Here is a 15704-nt window from a genome sequence, read left to right as displayed (position 1 = left end):
AACAAAAAGGAGAAAAATGAGTGATGAAATTTGAAAATCAGCGCCAGCTCAGGCGTAGGCTCACGCTCAGTGCGCGGGGCGGGGCCGGCCGGCCTTCGTAGCTGTCATAGGCGTGGTTGAGAAGGTTATTACCTTGCAGCAGCAGCAGCGCTTCGGCGCCGTGCAGGCGCAGCGCATAGCCCACGCTGCCGCCCAGCAGGCCATAGCCGGGCAGGAAGGCCCGGGCAGTGGCATCGATGTAGCGGTAGCTAGTGGTGCTGGTGGCGGCGGCCACACGCCAGGCGTGCCAGGCGTAGTCCAGGCTCAGGGTGCCGGTGTGGGTGGGCACGTAGGGCAGCGGCTGGCCCACGGGCACGGGGTCGTCGGGGGTGGCACGGCGGGTGCGGGCCTGGGTGAAGGCGTAGGCCGCCCACGCCCTCAGGTGGTGCGCCCCGCGCCGGAGCGTGAGCGCCGTGCTGGCCTCCAGGCCCTGCGTGAGCACCTGGCGCAGGTTGCGTGGCCGCCAGTAGCCTTCGGGGCCGGGCGTCCACTGCACCCAGTCGTCCACTAGTTGGCGGTAGCCGGTAAGCTCGGTTTGCAGCGTGGTGCGGGGCGCAAGTTGGGTGCGATGCAGCAGGCCGGCTTCGTAGCCCAGCCCGATTTCGGGGCGCAGGCTGGGGTTGCCGCCGGGGTTAAAAAACCGTTCGTTAAGCGTGGGGGCGCGGTAGCTGCGGGCCGCGCTGGCCTTGAAGGTGAGCTGGTGAAATGGTGATGTGGTGAGTGAGTCGGGGGCCGGGCCATTCGCCCAAAGGTCCCATTCCAGGCCGGCGGTGGGCGTGAGGGGGTTGCCCTGGGGCAGGGCGGCCTGGCGCAGGTTGGCCGTGAGGCGCAGGCGGGGCTGCGGGTCATAGCGAAACAGCGCGAACGCGGCGGCGCGGTTTTCGGTGGTCAGCGGGCTGGCGTATTCGCGGAAAGTGGTGCTGAAGTGCTGCACCTCGGCCCCCACGCGCAGGGAGCCGCGCGCGCCCACGGCGGCCGTGTATTCGGCCTGGCCCTGGGTGGTGCGCACCCGCGAGTCGCTCGTGATACCGTCGTCGTGGTAGTTCAGCACGTCCTCAAACGCGGCGGCGCGCACCAGCCACTGCGCCCGCGCCGAGGCCTGGTGGCGGTAGCTGAGCACCAGGCGGCGGCTTTGGTCGAGCTGCCGGGCGTGGCGGTTGGGGCCGATGACACCCGGCTGCACTTCCCGGTCGGTATCGGTAAACCACGCGCTGGCGGTGAGCTGGCCGGCCAAGCCCAGGCGCAGGGCTACTTCAGGGGCCAGGCTCCACTGGTGGCGCAGGGCGGCCCCGGCCAGCGTGCGCTGCACCGGCCCGCCAAATTCCTGGGTGATGTAGGGGTAGTTGTTGAGGGCCTGGCGGTAGCTGGCGGCCACGCGCACGGCCACGGCCGCGCTGGCGGTGCTCACCTCGGCGCTACCGCCGCGCAGGCCAAAGCTGCCGGCATCGGCCTGCACGCTGCCCCGCAGGCCGGGCTGCCAGTCGGGTGCGGTGTTCAGGAGCACGGCCCCGCCGATGGCCCCGCTGCCGTAGAGGGCAGCGGCCGGGCCGGGCTGCACGGCCAGGCGGGTATTGGCCCCCACGGGCAGCAGGGCAAAATCGTTCTGACCCAAGGTGGGCAGCATGATGTTCAGACCATTCCAGAGCACGGCCGTTTGCTGGGCCGAGGTGCCCCGAATGCTGATGGAGGCCAGCTGACCCGGCCCGTAGCTTTTGATATACAGCGGAGTACGGTCCTGCAGCAGCTCGGCCACGGTACCATCGCGATACTGGCTTAGGGTGGCCGAATCGGCGGCGTAGTGGCGGCTGCCGGCAGCAAACTGCTCAGGGCCCACGGCGCGCACGTTCACCTCGGCCAGCCGGTGCAGCCGGTGCAGCCGCCGGCTGAGCCAGACCGAATCGGGCGGCGCGGGGCGCGGCTGTTGGGCGCGGGCCACACCGGTTCCGGCCAGTAATCCGCAGACTACCGCCAACCGGCTGAGTGAAAAACAACGCATCCGAATCAAATTTTCGATTAAGAAAATTCGATTCAAAATCTACCGGAAGCTCTCTTCAATTGAAGAAAACCAACGCCAGACCGAGGCCGAAAAACAGAGGTAAGGTGGCTGCCCGGGGGCGGCCGCTGCTTTCTTTCTCCATTCGTCCTCCGCGAATGCTGAACCTGTGAATGTCCGGGCAGGTCTCCTGGCTTGCTTCGCCGAGCGGGCCGCCTTCCCATCCAACCAATTGACAATCAAAAGGTAAACAGTGGCATGTATGGCCCGCCCCGATGTGAAGCGTACAGTTGCGGGGACAGCTCCGGCATTGAACCGGATTCCCTTTTCAGCCGCGCCCCGCGATTGGGGTCTGGCACCTTGACGGGGCAAAGGTAGCGCGTAGCGTGGACTCGGCGAGTCCGCGTCCTGGTGGGGCGGCCCTCACGACGCGCGGACTAGCAGAGTCCGCGCGGCAACCGGTCTGACCGCCTAGGGCGGTCAGACCGGAACAACGATTTTGGGCTGACTTTCCAAACAGCTTCCACGCTACAATCTCAGCGCCGGAAGCTCATGCCGATGAAATATTCGCGGTCCACAGAATTGGTGATGGGCAGGTGGGTACCGAAATCGAGCTGCACGTTGTCGCTCACGTCGAGCTGCACCCCGGTGTTGATGGAGCTTAACCAGTAGGACTGGCGCACATCGCGGTAGCCCACCAGCTCTACAAAGGCCTGCACAAATTTGGTAAACTGATAGTCAGTGGTGAACGTGGGCGTGAGCTGCAGGTAGCGCGAGTGGGTTTCGCGGTCCCAGTACACCTGCGTGGCCACCTGGCCGCCAATGCTCCAGGGCTTGGTGAGCTGGTACACCACGGGCAGGACCGCGCCGTATTCCACGGCCCCGTCGCCGCGCGGGCCGCCGGTGGGCAGGGTGACGTAGCCAATCAGACCCAGGGCCCAGCGGCTGTTGTCGTCGCCCACCAGCGTGTGCTTCAGCCGGAGGTTTAGGTCGCCGAGGCCCCTGGCTACGGTTCTCTGGCCGGGGTCGGCATCGTCGTAGTTGCGGGTGTCGGTGTAGGAATCGAGGCCGACTTGCAGGTCGGTGCGGTTGGTGAGGCCGATTTTGGCGAGGGCGTGGTTGATGTACCAGTCGTGCCCGTAGGCCGTGCCCTCACGGCGCGTGAGCAGGCGCAGGGCATCGGTCTCGTACTGAAAATGGCCCGCATCGACCGAATACGGGCTTTCGGTGATGCCGGGGCGGTCGGGCACCATGGGGCGCATATACTTGCGCGGCGTGGGCCGAAACAGGCTGAACTGGTTTTTATCGACCTTAATTGTGTCGTTTTTAATCCCTTCCTGGGCCAGTGCCGCAGCTACGGGCACCAGCAGAAGCAGGCAAAAGATACAGCGACGAAGCAGGATACTGATTATTGGCATGGCCGCCTATACGCAAAGCTCCTCCGGACGGGCGATTTGCTCCTGAAATGACCCTACGACCTACGTCCGGCGTACCCGGCAGCCGCGCAAGGCGCTCCCCGCCCCAAAGCGCTATTCCGCAAAGGTCTGCCAGAGCAAAAACACGTTCAGGCAAATGATGATGCCGGTGACCGCCCAGGCAATGCCCTGCACCACCGGCCGGTTGGCAAACACGCCCATTTTGGCCCGGCTGCCCGTGAACAGCACCAGCGGCACCACCGCGAAGCTGAGCTGAAACGACAGAATGACCTGGCTGAGCACCAGCAGCTGCCCGGTGCCTTTTTCGCCATACACAATGGCCACCACAAGGGCCGGCACCACCGCAATGAGGCGGGTGATGAGCCGGCGTAACCAGGGCTTCAGCTTCAAATCGAGGAAACCTTCCATCACAATCTGGCCGGCCAGCGTGCCGGTCAGAGTCGAGTTCTGGCCCGAGGCCAGCAGCGCAATGGCGAATACCGCGCTGGCCGCGCCCGCACCCAGCACCGGTGTGAGCAGCTTGTGGGCGTCGGCAATGTCGGCCACGTCGTTGTGGCCCTTGCCGTGGAAGGCGGCGGCGGCCGTAACCAGGATGGCCGCGTTCACAAAAAAGGCCAGAAACAGGGCCAGCGTCGAGTCGATGGTGGCAAACTTGATGGCCGAGCGTTTGCCGGGCTCATCCTGCGGGAAGGCCCGCGTTTGCACGATACTGGAGTGCAGGTAGAGGTTGTGCGGCATCACGGTAGCGCCCAGAATACCAATGGCCACGTAGAGCATCTGCGGGTTGGTTACTACTTCGAGGCGCGGCACCAAGCCTTTGCTCAGGGCCAGCCAGTCGGGGTGCGAGGCGATGATTTCGTAGAGAAAGCACCCGAAAATCAACACGATAAGCCCAGCCACCAGGCTTTCGATAATGCGAAAGCCCTTGTTCTGGAAGAACAGCACCACCAGCACATCCAGGGTGGTGAGGACTACGCCCCAGGCAATGGGCAGGCCAAACAGTAGGTTGAGCGCAATGGCCGAACCGATGACTTCGGCCAAATCGCAGGCCGCGATGGCTATTTCGCACAGCACCCACAGCATCAGGCTGATGGGGCGCGAGTAATGGTCGCGGCAGGCCTGGGCCAGGTCGCGCCCGGTCACAATGCCCAGCTTGGCCGCCAGGTGCTGAAGCAGCATGGCGAACAGGTTGGAAATCAATACCACCGACAGCAGCGTATAGCCGTAGCGGGCCCCACCGGCCAGGTCGGTGGCCCAGTTGCCGGGGTCCATGTAGCCCACGGCTACCAGCAGGCCCGGCCCCCAAAAGGCCATCAGCTTGCGCCAGAACGAGGCATTGGCCGGTGGCACTTTGATGCTGGCATACACCTCGCTCAGCGAATTGGCCCGGCGGGGGTGGCGCCAGCCGGCATCCGGGTTGGTTGGCTGGGTATCAGTTAATGTAGAAGGAGGCACGTTAATCAATCGGTAAGGGCAAGGGCCTCTTTTTAGATTAGCCTAAAAATAATTTTCGACTGCCTTAAATACAACATTGCGGTAAAAAAGTTGCCATCAGGCGGCAATTTTTCGCGGCAGTGGCAACGTTTGCTAACTACGTAATGCGGCGGCTACCGAATCGTTTAGGTTTTGCCCGGCAGCCGCGGTGGTGGGTGTCCGCATAGAAGCCCGCGCCGGGCACGCCGCCCCGCTTGCGGCCGGTGCCCGACCTTTGTACCGAAAATCCCGCTGCATGACGTCCTCCCAAACCAAGTACCGCCTCGGCTTGCTGTCCCTCGTGGTTAGCATCGGGCTCGTGGCCATCAAGTTCTACGCTTACCACCTCACCCGCTCGCAGGCGGTGCTCACCGATGCGCTGGAGAGCATTATCAACGTGGCCACCAGTGGCTTTGCCCTCTATAGCCTCTACCTGTCCAGCCTGCCCAAGGATGAAAACCATCCCTACGGCCACGGCAAAATTGAGAACCTGTCGCTGGGATTTGAAGGGGGGCTGATTTTCATGGCTGGTGCCTTTATTCTTTACAGCGCCAGCGGGCACTTCCTGCACCCCCACCCCGTGGCCCGGCCCGACTGGGGCGTGGCGCTGCTGGCCAGCACCGCCGTGGTGAACCTGGCCGTGGGCCTGCTGCTGGTCCGCAACGGCAAGCGCCTGAAATCGGTGGCACTGGTGGGCGACGGGCAGCACCTCTACATTGATGCGCTCACGTCCATCGTCTCGTCGGGGGCGCTGGTGCTGGTGGCGGCCACGGGCATCGTGCGGTTCGACTCGGGCGCGGCACTGCTGCTGGGCGGCTTCATTCTGGTGAATGGCGGGCGGATGCTGCGCCACGCCGTATCGGGCCTGATGGACGAGACCGATACCGCCGTGGTGGCCGAGGTAATTGCCGAGCTCCAGGTCCAGCGCCGGGCTTCGTGGATTGACGTGCACAACCTGCGCGTGCAGCGCTACGGCGCCAACCTGCACATCGACTGCCACATGCAGATGCCCTACTACTTCACCCTGGAGCAAGTGCACACTGAGCTGCACGACATTGAGGAGCTCATCCAGGCGCGGTTCGCGGTGGAAGTCGAAATGTTCGTGCACGCCGACCCTTGCACCTTTGCCGCCTGCTCGCTGTGCCTGATGCCCGCCTGCCCGGTACGGCAATTCCCCCTGCGGCACGAAGTGACCTGGACCGTGCAGAACGCCGTGAAGAACGAGCGGCACCACCTCGGGCAGTCTGCCTGAACAAGCGGTGTAGAAGTAAGCAAACCAGCCTTAGCCACGACAAAAAAGGGTGCCGCGACAATCGCGGCACCCTTTTTTAGTGCATCTGGTGAGAAGGCAGGTTTAGCGCACTACCTCAATCCAGCCTTTGGTCTGCGCACCGTTGGAAGCCGTGAGCAGGTAGTAGTAGACCCCGGCGGGCTGGTTATCGCCCCCCCAGTTATTGGCGTAGCTGGCCTGCTCGTACACCTTGCGGCCCCAGCGGTTGAAAATCTCAATCTTGCTAGTGGTAGTACTAACGGTTGAAACCTTGAAGTAGTCGTTCTGGCCATCGCCGTTGGGCGTGATTACGTTGGGCACCTGCAAATCAGGCACCAGCACGATACGCTCCTTCACCGAAGGCGTACAGGTGGTGGTAACCCCGCCGTTGACGATGGACACCACCGTGGTGAGACGGATGCGGTAGTACCCGGCGATGCCCAGCTGCAGCGGGCCCGGCGTGGCCGAAGTTGTGCCGAAAGCAGTTTCCGTGCCCGTTACCCGGTTGTTGGCAATGTCGCGCACCCGCTCGTAGGTCCACTTGTAGGTGGTGGCGGCGCCCTGCGGCAGGCCGGTGATGGTCGAGGCGTCCTTGAAGGTGAAGATTACCGGCGGGCGGTTGGTGCGCTGGCCGTTGAGGCCTACCGAGTCGGCGGTGGTGAAGTTGGCTACCACGCCGGGCAGCACACGCACCAGCACCGAGGCCGTATCCGTACAGCTCGTGGGGGCGCTGCCCGAGGCCGTTACATAGTAGCGGGTGGTTACCGTGGGATTTACCGTAGGGTTCGCCTTCGTCAAATCGGCGGTAGCCAGGCCGTTGGCCGCCCGGAAGGCGTAGGTGTACGTGCCAACGGGGCTGCCGGTTGTAGTTGCCGACGCCTGGAGCGTGGCCGTTCCGCCGGGGCAGATGTAGGCATTGTTGGTAACCACGCGGGCTACCGGCGGGGCCACCACCCGCACCAGAATGGAGGTAGTATCGCCGCAGGCCCCCTGTGCAAAGCCCAGCGTAGGCGCAATGCTCAGGAAATAGCGCGTGGTGACGGTGGGCTTCACCGCGATATTCTGCACGTTGGTGACGACGGGCAGGCCGGTGCCGCCGGCCGAAGCCGTCCACTGGTAAGTGTACACCTGCGCCTGCGTCGTGTTGGTGGCCAGGCGGCGCACCGAGTCAGGCCGGATTACGCGGCCTTGCAGCGAAAGCGAGTTGCCCCGGCAGATTACCGCCGAGCCCAGGAGCGTGGAGCCGCCCACGGCCGCCACAGCCGAGGCGAAGTTGCCCCGCAGGACCTTAATGACGATTACCCGGTTCTGCAGGCCCTTTACCGGGCACGCATTGTCTTCCACCCGCACGTTGATGCGGATGGTGCGGCCCACCTGCGAAGGCGAGGGCTGGAAGAAGAAGACGCCGCGGGGGTTCTCGGTGCCGTTACCGGACAGGGTGAACGTGCCCACATCGCCCGCAGCCAGGTAGCTGGGGTCGGTGTTGATGTTCGTGGGCAGGGTTACCGTCAGGAGCTGGTGCGCGCTGGGGGTGCGCAGGTTGTCGGGGTCGGTGAAGTTTACCAGCACGCGCGAGTAGTTGCACGAATACACATTGATTTGGGTGGTATCGGCCGTGTTGATGGTGCCGGTGTTGGAGTTGGGCGTCTGGTTGGTGGCCTGCACCGGGTTGGGCGTGGTGTTGGCACCGCAGTTGATAACGATGAGCACGGCCTCGCGGCGCACGCGGCCCACAATGCGGCGCACGCCGTTGACGCGGCGGTACTCGGTCACTTCCACTACTACCTGATATTTGTTGCGGCCATCGGCGGCCGACGTGGCCGGGCTGTACACGTTCGGCGTGAACGTAACCGTGCGGGCCGACTGGTTGAGGCCGAAATACGGCACACCCTGCTTGATGGGGCAAATCCCGGTGGTGTCGGTAGCTACCGGAATGGGCAGCCGGGGCGTAAACAGCGTGCCGCCCGTGAGGCCGGGAATTTCCAGAATGCACAGCGGGCTGCGGGTGATGATGAATACACCGCCGGCATTGGCACCCGGGTAAGAGGTATAGACCACGGGAGTGCCGCAGGAAGCCAGCGGAGCGGCCAGGGCATACACCAGCGAGTCGCCATCGGGCTCAATGGCCGAGAAGCCGAAGGTGGTGCGCTGGTTCACGCACACGTACTGAATCGGAATATCCTGCGGGTCGAACTGGGGCGAGGTATTGGCCACCGTAGTGGTGCCGCTGCTGCGGTTGTCGAGGTAAGCCTCGGCATACAGGTCGGGCGAGCCCACGATGTTGGCGATGGTGGGGCGCGAGCCCTGGCTCGTGCTCATCGTCCACTGGCCGGGGGGCAGCGTCACGGTGGCTTCGTAGTTGGTGAAGTCGTAGAGCGGATAGAGCGACGACGGGTTGGCGCAGGAATTGGGCGTGCTGGGGCACAGTGGCGTGGCGGCCAATGGAACGCCCTGCTGCACGAGCGGAGCTGATACCGTTGCCGTTGCGTTGCAGCCACCGTTGCGGCACGAGAGTGTGAAGGGCGAAGCCGTAATACCGGAACAGTCGCGGTAGAGGCGGAATTTCACCCGGTACTGGTTGTTGCCCAGCGAGGTGTAGGTCATGTCGCAACCCAGCAAGTGGGAAGCCCGCGCCGACGGCAGCCCGCCCAGCAGGCTACACGCAAAGAGCAGGAGGATAAAAGATTGTAAAGTTTTTCTCATGGGTGAAAAAAGAGGGGGTGAGGGGGGTGTATTGGGTGTAAAAAAATACAAAACGGGTGGGTACTGACTAATCAGCGAACCAAGATACAGGCAGAAAGAGCGAGTTCAAAAAAAGCCATAAAACTATCACCACATATAGCAAATTAAGGGCCACAAACGATATTTTTTCAGCCAAAAATGAACTTATTTTCAGCTTTCCATTCTGCCAGCCCCACGCCGGGTAAGCTCAACGCTAACGGGACTTACGCAAATCGCTATTAGACTTGTTGCGAGCTATTAATCAAAGATTTAAGCTGAAATTCCACAAGCCCGCACACACTCCCAGCACGTCATTGTACAGGTTCAAATTATGCAAACGTAATCGGTCTTCCAAAATTCGATAACGTTTCAATCCGCCAATGCTATGCTCTACGGTAATTCGTTCACTTGCTTGTTTTGTATTTATTTCTCGTTGCTCATCGGTGAGTTCTTTCCCTTTCGGCTTTTTGATAGGAATAAAAACTTTCCGGCAAACGTAGTCTTTCGCGAAGCCCAAAAACCCCAGGTCCAACCGCACCTTGAACTTTTTAAACCACTCTTTATCAACTGGTAAAATGCTTTTTAGCACACTGTAGTCGTGGTGTCTTCCGCCGTAACAACGGCTGATAAAACCAATCCAGCGAATGGTCGTTGAAATAACTATCTCTTTTACGGCGTGCATTTTTTTTTACCGCTATAGTAGTCTTTTTGCATCTCTTTATTTCCTGGTCGTTGCTTGCGTTGCTCCGTTCCATCGACCAATAACGTCTCGTGTTCCTGAAAATAGGCTTCAAATTCGGCCACTGTCGTAAATTCCCGCTTTGGCGCATGCCCGGTTTGCTCCAGCGCTTCTTGGAGCACCGTAATGCCTAATTCCTGGTTGCGTTTCGCGTTGGAACCGTCCATCCCACTGACCAATCCCAACAAATCATACGTCAAGTTTGCTTTGAAGCTGAATAGGGTGAAAAGCAGTAATTCTTCTTCTGTTTTAAGGACTACTTCATACGGCGCAAAAGCCCCACGTTCAATCATATCTGTTCCATTCAACCGAAAATACGCCTGCTTAAAATGCGCCAAAAGCTGCGCAAAACGCTCCGCCGTGAGTCCCGTGGCAGCACGCCATTTACGCGAAGTAGTGAGGTTTTTTACGGAAAAGTTCATGTTCTAAATTTAAGTACAGTTTGTCGAAAATTCCGCACTTCACTCACTTCGCAACAAGTCTATTTGCTAAGCCACAGCAGAACTATCCATAAGTAGAAAGTTTCTGAAGTGTAGCAGTTACTCCCCCGCTTGTCAGGTTGAACGCATATAAATGGAGTCATGGGCCTCCATTGGAGTTGTTTAGAAAGTCACAAAAGGTCCCCGAACGGTCATGCTTCGCTGCGCGCTGCATGACCGTTCGGGGACTTTCTAAACAACTCCTTTATATGCGTTCAACCTGCCCGCTTGTGGGTAGTAGCGGCGAGCCAGTGCGCCGGGCAAGGGTGCTCAGTAATAAGGACGAAGCCAACTGACCGGGTGCACGCACGGGCACAAAGTCCCACCTTGCTACGATGACAGTTGAAAATCAGAAATAATACATATCATCCTTATTTAAGGAACATATTTATAATAAATAACCATATTATTTGAATATTAACACCCCTGAAAAGATAATTTTTCTGATAGCTCGGCTAGTAGTTATTAGAAAGAAGCTGGCAGCAGCAATTTGCCTTCGCGGTAAGTAAATGGTTAAAAGCAGGTAAGGTAGCCAAGCATTCGAGCTTTGTTTCTACATTACGACACCAAACCGGCAGGAGCGGCTGCTGGCAGTTGCGGCATTTCCCCACCTTTTCTCCATTTTTCTCCTCTTCACCCTACTCTCCTACTTATGACGACACTTCTACGTTCTTTCACGAGGCGGCACTGGCCGCAGACGGGGGCACTGCTGCTCGCGGCACTGCTTTTTGGTAGCGGGCCGGCCCAGGCCCAGACTACGGCCTACTGCGCAACGGGCCTGGGTGGCTCCTGCGGCGGCAACGATATTACTGACGTGGGCTTGTCGGGCACTACGCTCAACGCGACGGGGCTTAGCTGCGCCGCTACCGGCGGCCAGGCTTACACCAGCTACCCGGCCACCAGCACCAACACGGGCGCTATTTCGGGTGGCGTACCCTACACGCTGAGCGTGACCCTGACCGGCAGCAGCATTGTGTCGGTGTGGATTGACTACAACCATAATTTCGTGTACGAAGCCAGCGAATGGACCCAGGTAGCCACGGCCTCGCCCACGGGCACGCCGGTGAGCGCTACGCTGCTGGTGCCCACTACGGCCGTGCAAGGCACCACGGGCATGCGTATTCGCAGCCGGGGAACGGGCAACGCCAACGGCGCGGCCAATGCCTGCACCTCGTTTGGCAGCGGCGAAACCAAGGACTTTACGCTCACGGTGGGAGCGCCGGCGGCCTGCCCGAGCGTGAGCAACCTCGCGGTTTCGGGCATCACGGCTACGGGCGCTTCGGTGGCGTTCACGCCAGCCTCGGCGGCCACCACCTACACCGTGACGGTGACGCCGGCCGGCGGCACGGCCACCACTCAGACCATCACGGCGTCGCCCCTGGCGCTGACGGGCCTGACGGCCAGCACGAGCTATACCGTGAGCATTGTGGGCAACTGCGGCACCGGCTCGACTTCGGCCGCCAATGCCATTACTTTCTTCACGGGCTGCGCCAGCGCGCCTTATGCCCCCGTGAACAACACGACGGCCTACACCCAAGACTTTGAAGCCACCTGGCTGAACGTGTGCGCCACCCGCGATGCGCCCGATGCCAACTGGCGCGGCCTGCCCCTGACGGGCAACAACGCCTGGCGCCGCGACGACGACGGCACCAGCGCCGCCTGGAGTGGCAACTCGGGTGCTTATACGCCGGCCGGCAGCCCGCTGGGCACGGGCACCAGCCTGCACTCGGCCCGCTTCCACTCCTATAATGCTACCAGCGGCACCCGTGGCACGCTAGACCTGGCCGTGAACATGGCCGGCACTGCGGGCACGCCCACGCTGAATTTTGATTACATCAACACCTCGGGCACCGACTCGCTGAAGGTATTTGTGAGCACCAACGGCGGCACCACGTTCAACCCCGTGCTGCTGGGCCTGACCACGGTCGCTGCCTGGACCCGCCAGACGGTGAACCTGCCCGCCACTGGCCTCACGGCCACCACCATTATCCGGCTGCGCGCCACCAGCGACTTTGGCATTACCGACATTGGGGTGGATAACGTGCGGGTGAGCTACGTTTCCTGCCCCGCCGTGACGGCTGCTACGGCAACCGGCATCACGGCCACGGGCGCAACGGTGAGCTTTACGCCGGCTTCTGGCCCAACGACTTACACCGTGACGGTGACGCCGGCCGGCGGCACGGCCACTACCCAAACCATCACGGCGGCGCCCCTGACGCTGACGGGCCTGACGGCCAGCACGGCTTATACCGTGAGCATCGTGGGCAACTGCGGGGCCGGCTCGACTTCGCAGCCCACGGTGGTTACGTTCTCGACGAACTGCCTGGCCGCCCCCTATGCTACGGTGAACAACACCACGCCCTACACCCAGGACTTTGAAGCCACCTGGCTGAGCCAGTGCGGCACCCGCGAGATTCCCGGCGTGAACTGGCGCACGACGCCCCTGACGGGCAATACCTCGTGGCGCCGCGACGACGATGGCACCAGTGCCGCCTGGAGCGGTACCTCGGGGGCATTCACGCCCGCCGGCAGCCCGCTGGGCACGGGCACCAGCCTGCACTCGGCCCGCTTCCACTCCTATGATGCCACGGATGGCACCCGGGGCACGCTGGATTTGTCGTTGAACATGGCCGGCACTGCGGGCACGCCCACGCTGGAGTTTGACTACATCAACACCTCGGGTACCGACTCGCTGAACGTGTTTGTGAGCACCAACGGCGGCACCACGTTCAACCCCGCCTTACTGGGCCTGAATACGACCACTACCTGGGCGCATCAGCTAGTATCGCTGCCGGCCAGCCTCACGGCTACCACCATCGTGCGCCTGCGCGGCACGGGTGACTTTGGCTTCTCCGACATTGGGGTGGATAACGTGCGGGTGAGCTACATCGCCTGCGCGGCCGTGACCAACCTCACGGCTTCGGGCGTGACGGCCACCGGCGCAGTGCTGAATTTCACGCCGCCCGCCGGCCCCACCACCTACACGGTGACCGTGACCCCGGCCGGCGGCACGGCCACCACCGTCACCCCTGCTCCTTCATCGGCCCCGATAACGCTGACGGGCCTGACGCCCAATACGGCCTATACCGTGAGCATTGTGAGCAACTGCAGTGGCAGCACGACTTCCACGGCCACCACCACCAGCTTCACCACGAGCTGCGCGGCGGCCCCGTATGTGCTCATCAACAACACGACGCCCTACAACCAAGACTTCGAAGCGGCCTGGACCGGCCAGTGCGGCACCAACGATATTCCGGCCGTGAACTGGCGCAACACGCCCCTGACGGGCAACAACTCGTGGCGCCGCGACGACGACGGGGCCAGCGCCGCCTGGACCGGCCCGGCCTCGGGCGCCTACACGCCCGCCGGCAGCCCGCTGGGCACGGGCACCAGCCTGCACTCGGCCCGCTTCCACTCCTATAATGTATCGGGCCGCGCCCGGGGCAGCCTGGATTTGTTTGCCAACATGGCGGGCACATCGGGCACGCCCGCGCTCAGCTTCGACTACATCAACACCTCGGGTACCGACTCGCTGAACGTGTTTGTGAGCACCAACGGCGGCACCACGTTCAGCGCGGCGCTGGCCCGAATCGGCCAGGCCGGTACCTGGACCCGCCAGACGGTGAATCTGCCCGGCACGGGCCTCACGGCCACCACCATTATCCGGCTGCGCGCCGTGGGCGACTTCGGAACCACCGATATCGGCCTGGATAACGTGAACATCACCTACCTGGCCTGCCCCACCGTTACAGGCCTCTCTGCCAGCGGATTAACACCCACAGCAGCCACCGTGAACTTCACGCCCGGCACCGCCGCCACCACCTACACGGTGACGGTGACTCCTACCGGCGGCACCACCACGACCCAGACGGCCACGACTTCGCCGGTGAGCCTGACCGGCCTCACGCCTGGCACGAGCTACACGATTACCATTGTGAGCAACTGCGGCGCGGGCCAGACCTCGCCGGCCGCCACGCTCACCTTCACCACTCCGCCGGTAGCCCCGCTGAATGATGAATGCGCCGGGGCGCTCAACGTGCCCATTCAGTTTGGCACCTGCATCACCCAGACTACTGCCGACAACACCGCCGCCACCACCTCGGCGGGAGCCCCCACCCCAAGCTGCTCCACTACCCTGAACCGGGACGTGTGGTTTAAAGTGACGGTGCCCGTGAGCGGGTCGGTAACGGTGAAAACCGTGGCCCCTACCGCCGGCAGCAACATCACCGATACGGTTATCAACCTGTACGCCGGTACCTGCGGCAACCTGACGGAGATTGGCTGCAACGACGATACCAACGGCCTGTACTCGCAGGTGGCCCTCACGGGCCGCACGCCGGGCGAGGTGCTCTACATCCGCGCCTGGGCATATAGCAGCACCAACGCCGGTCAGATTGCGGTGTGCGCCACGGCGCCGTCGAACTGCGCGGCCCCCAGCGGCCCCTCGGCTACTAACGTGACCAACACTACGGCTACGCTCAGCTGGGTGGCCCCCACCGGCGGCCTGCCCGCCGGCAATACCTACGAGCTGGAATACGGCGTGCAGGGCTTCACGCAGGGCACCGGCACCAGCGTAACCGGCCTCACGGCCGCTACCTACGCGCTGACCAGCCTGCAGGCGGCTACCGACTACTGCTTCTACGTGCGCCAGAACTGCGGCACGGTGAATGGCAGCAGCACTTTCGTGGGGCCGACGTGCTTTACCACGCCGCTCACCGCGCCAGCCAACGATGAGCCCTGCGGTGCGGTTGCTCTGGGCACTACTACCGTTACCGGCTCGAACGTGGGCTCAACCACCAGCATCCAGAACGGCATCATCACGCCGGCCTGCTCGCCGGCGGCCCAGCCCAAGGATGTGTGGTTCTCCTTTGTGGCAACGACGACGACCCGCATCCTGACCATCACGGGTACGGCCGCCGGCATGGTGCGCGTGTACACCAGCCCCGACTGTGCCGCCGGGCCGTTCACCAGCGTGAAATGCCAGGCTGCGGCTAACAACAACCTCAACGTAGGCCCCGTGAACCTGACGGGCCTCACGGTGGGCACGCGCTACTACGTGGCCGTGAGCGGCTACGGCAGCTCCGATACGGCGGGCTCCTTCACCATCCTGAGCCTGCCCACCGCCACCCGCGCCCAGGCCGATACCGACGCGCTGCTGGTGTACCCCAACCCCAGCAACACCGGCCAGCTCACCCTACGCCTGAGTGGACTAAGCGGAACCGGCCAGGCAACCCTACTCAATGCCCTGGGCCAGGTAGTGGCGACCAAAGCCTTGAGCGGCACCGCCGAGCAAACGCTGAGCACCCACGGCCTGGCCACGGGCCTCTACACGCTCCGCGTGACGGTGGCCGGCCAGGTCCTGACCCGCAAAGTGGTGCTGGAATAACCTTCCGCACTACCCCGCAACGAAAAGGGCCGGCAATTTGCCGGCCCTTTTTTTGGTTGAATTCAGGTAGTCATGCAGCCGTGAGCGTATCTGGGTCGAGCCCGCCGGTCGGACCGCCTAGGGCGGTCAGACCGGAGTAGCCGAGCATTTCTGCACAAGTATTTAGCA

General features: G+C 62.5%; 8 protein-coding genes and 1 riboswitch. Of the genes, 2 read left to right on the top strand and 6 right to left on the bottom strand.

Going from position 1 to position 15704, the window contains the following annotated elements:
- Positions 1–37 precede the first annotated feature (37 nt).
- The 3 genes from KQ661_RS03940 to KQ661_RS03930 form a co-directional block, all read right to left on the bottom strand.
- Entirely contained in the window at positions 38–2035 is a 1998-nt protein-coding gene (locus KQ661_RS03940; RefSeq protein WP_216685713.1) for a TonB-dependent receptor plug domain-containing protein, read from the bottom strand.
- 160 nt (positions 2036–2195) lie between these two features.
- Positions 2196–2410, bottom strand: a riboswitch (cobalamin riboswitch).
- A 158-nt stretch (positions 2411–2568) separates the two neighbouring features.
- Positions 2569–3450, bottom strand: a complete 882-nt coding sequence (locus KQ661_RS03935) for a transporter (RefSeq protein WP_216685712.1) — start codon at positions 3448–3450, stop codon at positions 2569–2571.
- Positions 3451–3561: 111 nt separating this feature from the next.
- On the bottom strand, positions 3562–4923 hold the full coding sequence (locus KQ661_RS03930) for an Nramp family divalent metal transporter (RefSeq protein ID WP_216685711.1): 1362 nt from the start codon (positions 4921–4923) through the stop codon (positions 3562–3564).
- Positions 4924–5197: 274 nt separating this feature from the next.
- On the opposite strand from KQ661_RS03930, the gene KQ661_RS03925 reads away from it, so the two are divergent.
- Positions 5198–6193, top strand: coding sequence for a cation diffusion facilitator family transporter (locus KQ661_RS03925; protein ID WP_216679448.1), 996 nt, complete (start codon positions 5198–5200; stop codon positions 6191–6193).
- Positions 6194–6295: 102 nt separating this feature from the next.
- On the opposite strand, the gene KQ661_RS03920 is transcribed toward KQ661_RS03925, so the two are convergent.
- The 3 genes from KQ661_RS03920 to KQ661_RS03910 form a co-directional block, all read right to left on the bottom strand.
- The gene (locus tag KQ661_RS03920) at positions 6296–8914 is read right to left on the bottom strand and encodes a gliding motility-associated C-terminal domain-containing protein (RefSeq protein ID WP_216679447.1); all 2619 of its coding nucleotides are present in this window, start codon (positions 8912–8914) and stop codon (positions 6296–6298) included.
- Positions 8915–9194: 280 nt separating this feature from the next.
- On the bottom strand, positions 9195–9614 hold the full coding sequence (locus KQ661_RS03915; protein ID WP_216680677.1) for a transposase family protein: 420 nt from the start codon (positions 9612–9614) through the stop codon (positions 9195–9197).
- Entirely contained in the window at positions 9602–10093 is a 492-nt protein-coding gene (locus KQ661_RS03910; RefSeq protein ID WP_216685710.1) for a transposase family protein, read from the bottom strand. The genes KQ661_RS03915 and KQ661_RS03910 overlap by 13 nt, the downstream gene beginning before the upstream one ends.
- A 709-nt stretch (positions 10094–10802) precedes the next feature.
- On the opposite strand from KQ661_RS03910, the gene KQ661_RS03905 reads away from it, so the two are divergent.
- Positions 10803–15536 carry a beta strand repeat-containing protein gene (locus KQ661_RS03905; RefSeq protein ID WP_216685709.1) on the top strand — a complete coding sequence of 1578 codons (4734 nt, stop codon included), beginning with the start codon at positions 10803–10805 and terminating at the stop codon, positions 15534–15536.
- The last annotated feature ends 168 nt before the right edge of the window (positions 15537–15704 follow it).

The sequence above is a fragment of the Hymenobacter siberiensis genome (assembly GCF_018967845.1).
Taxonomy (GTDB): domain Bacteria; phylum Bacteroidota; class Bacteroidia; order Cytophagales; family Hymenobacteraceae; genus Hymenobacter; species Hymenobacter siberiensis.
Note: the sequence above shows the minus strand (reverse complement) of the source record. Positions and strands in the feature narration are given on the sequence as shown.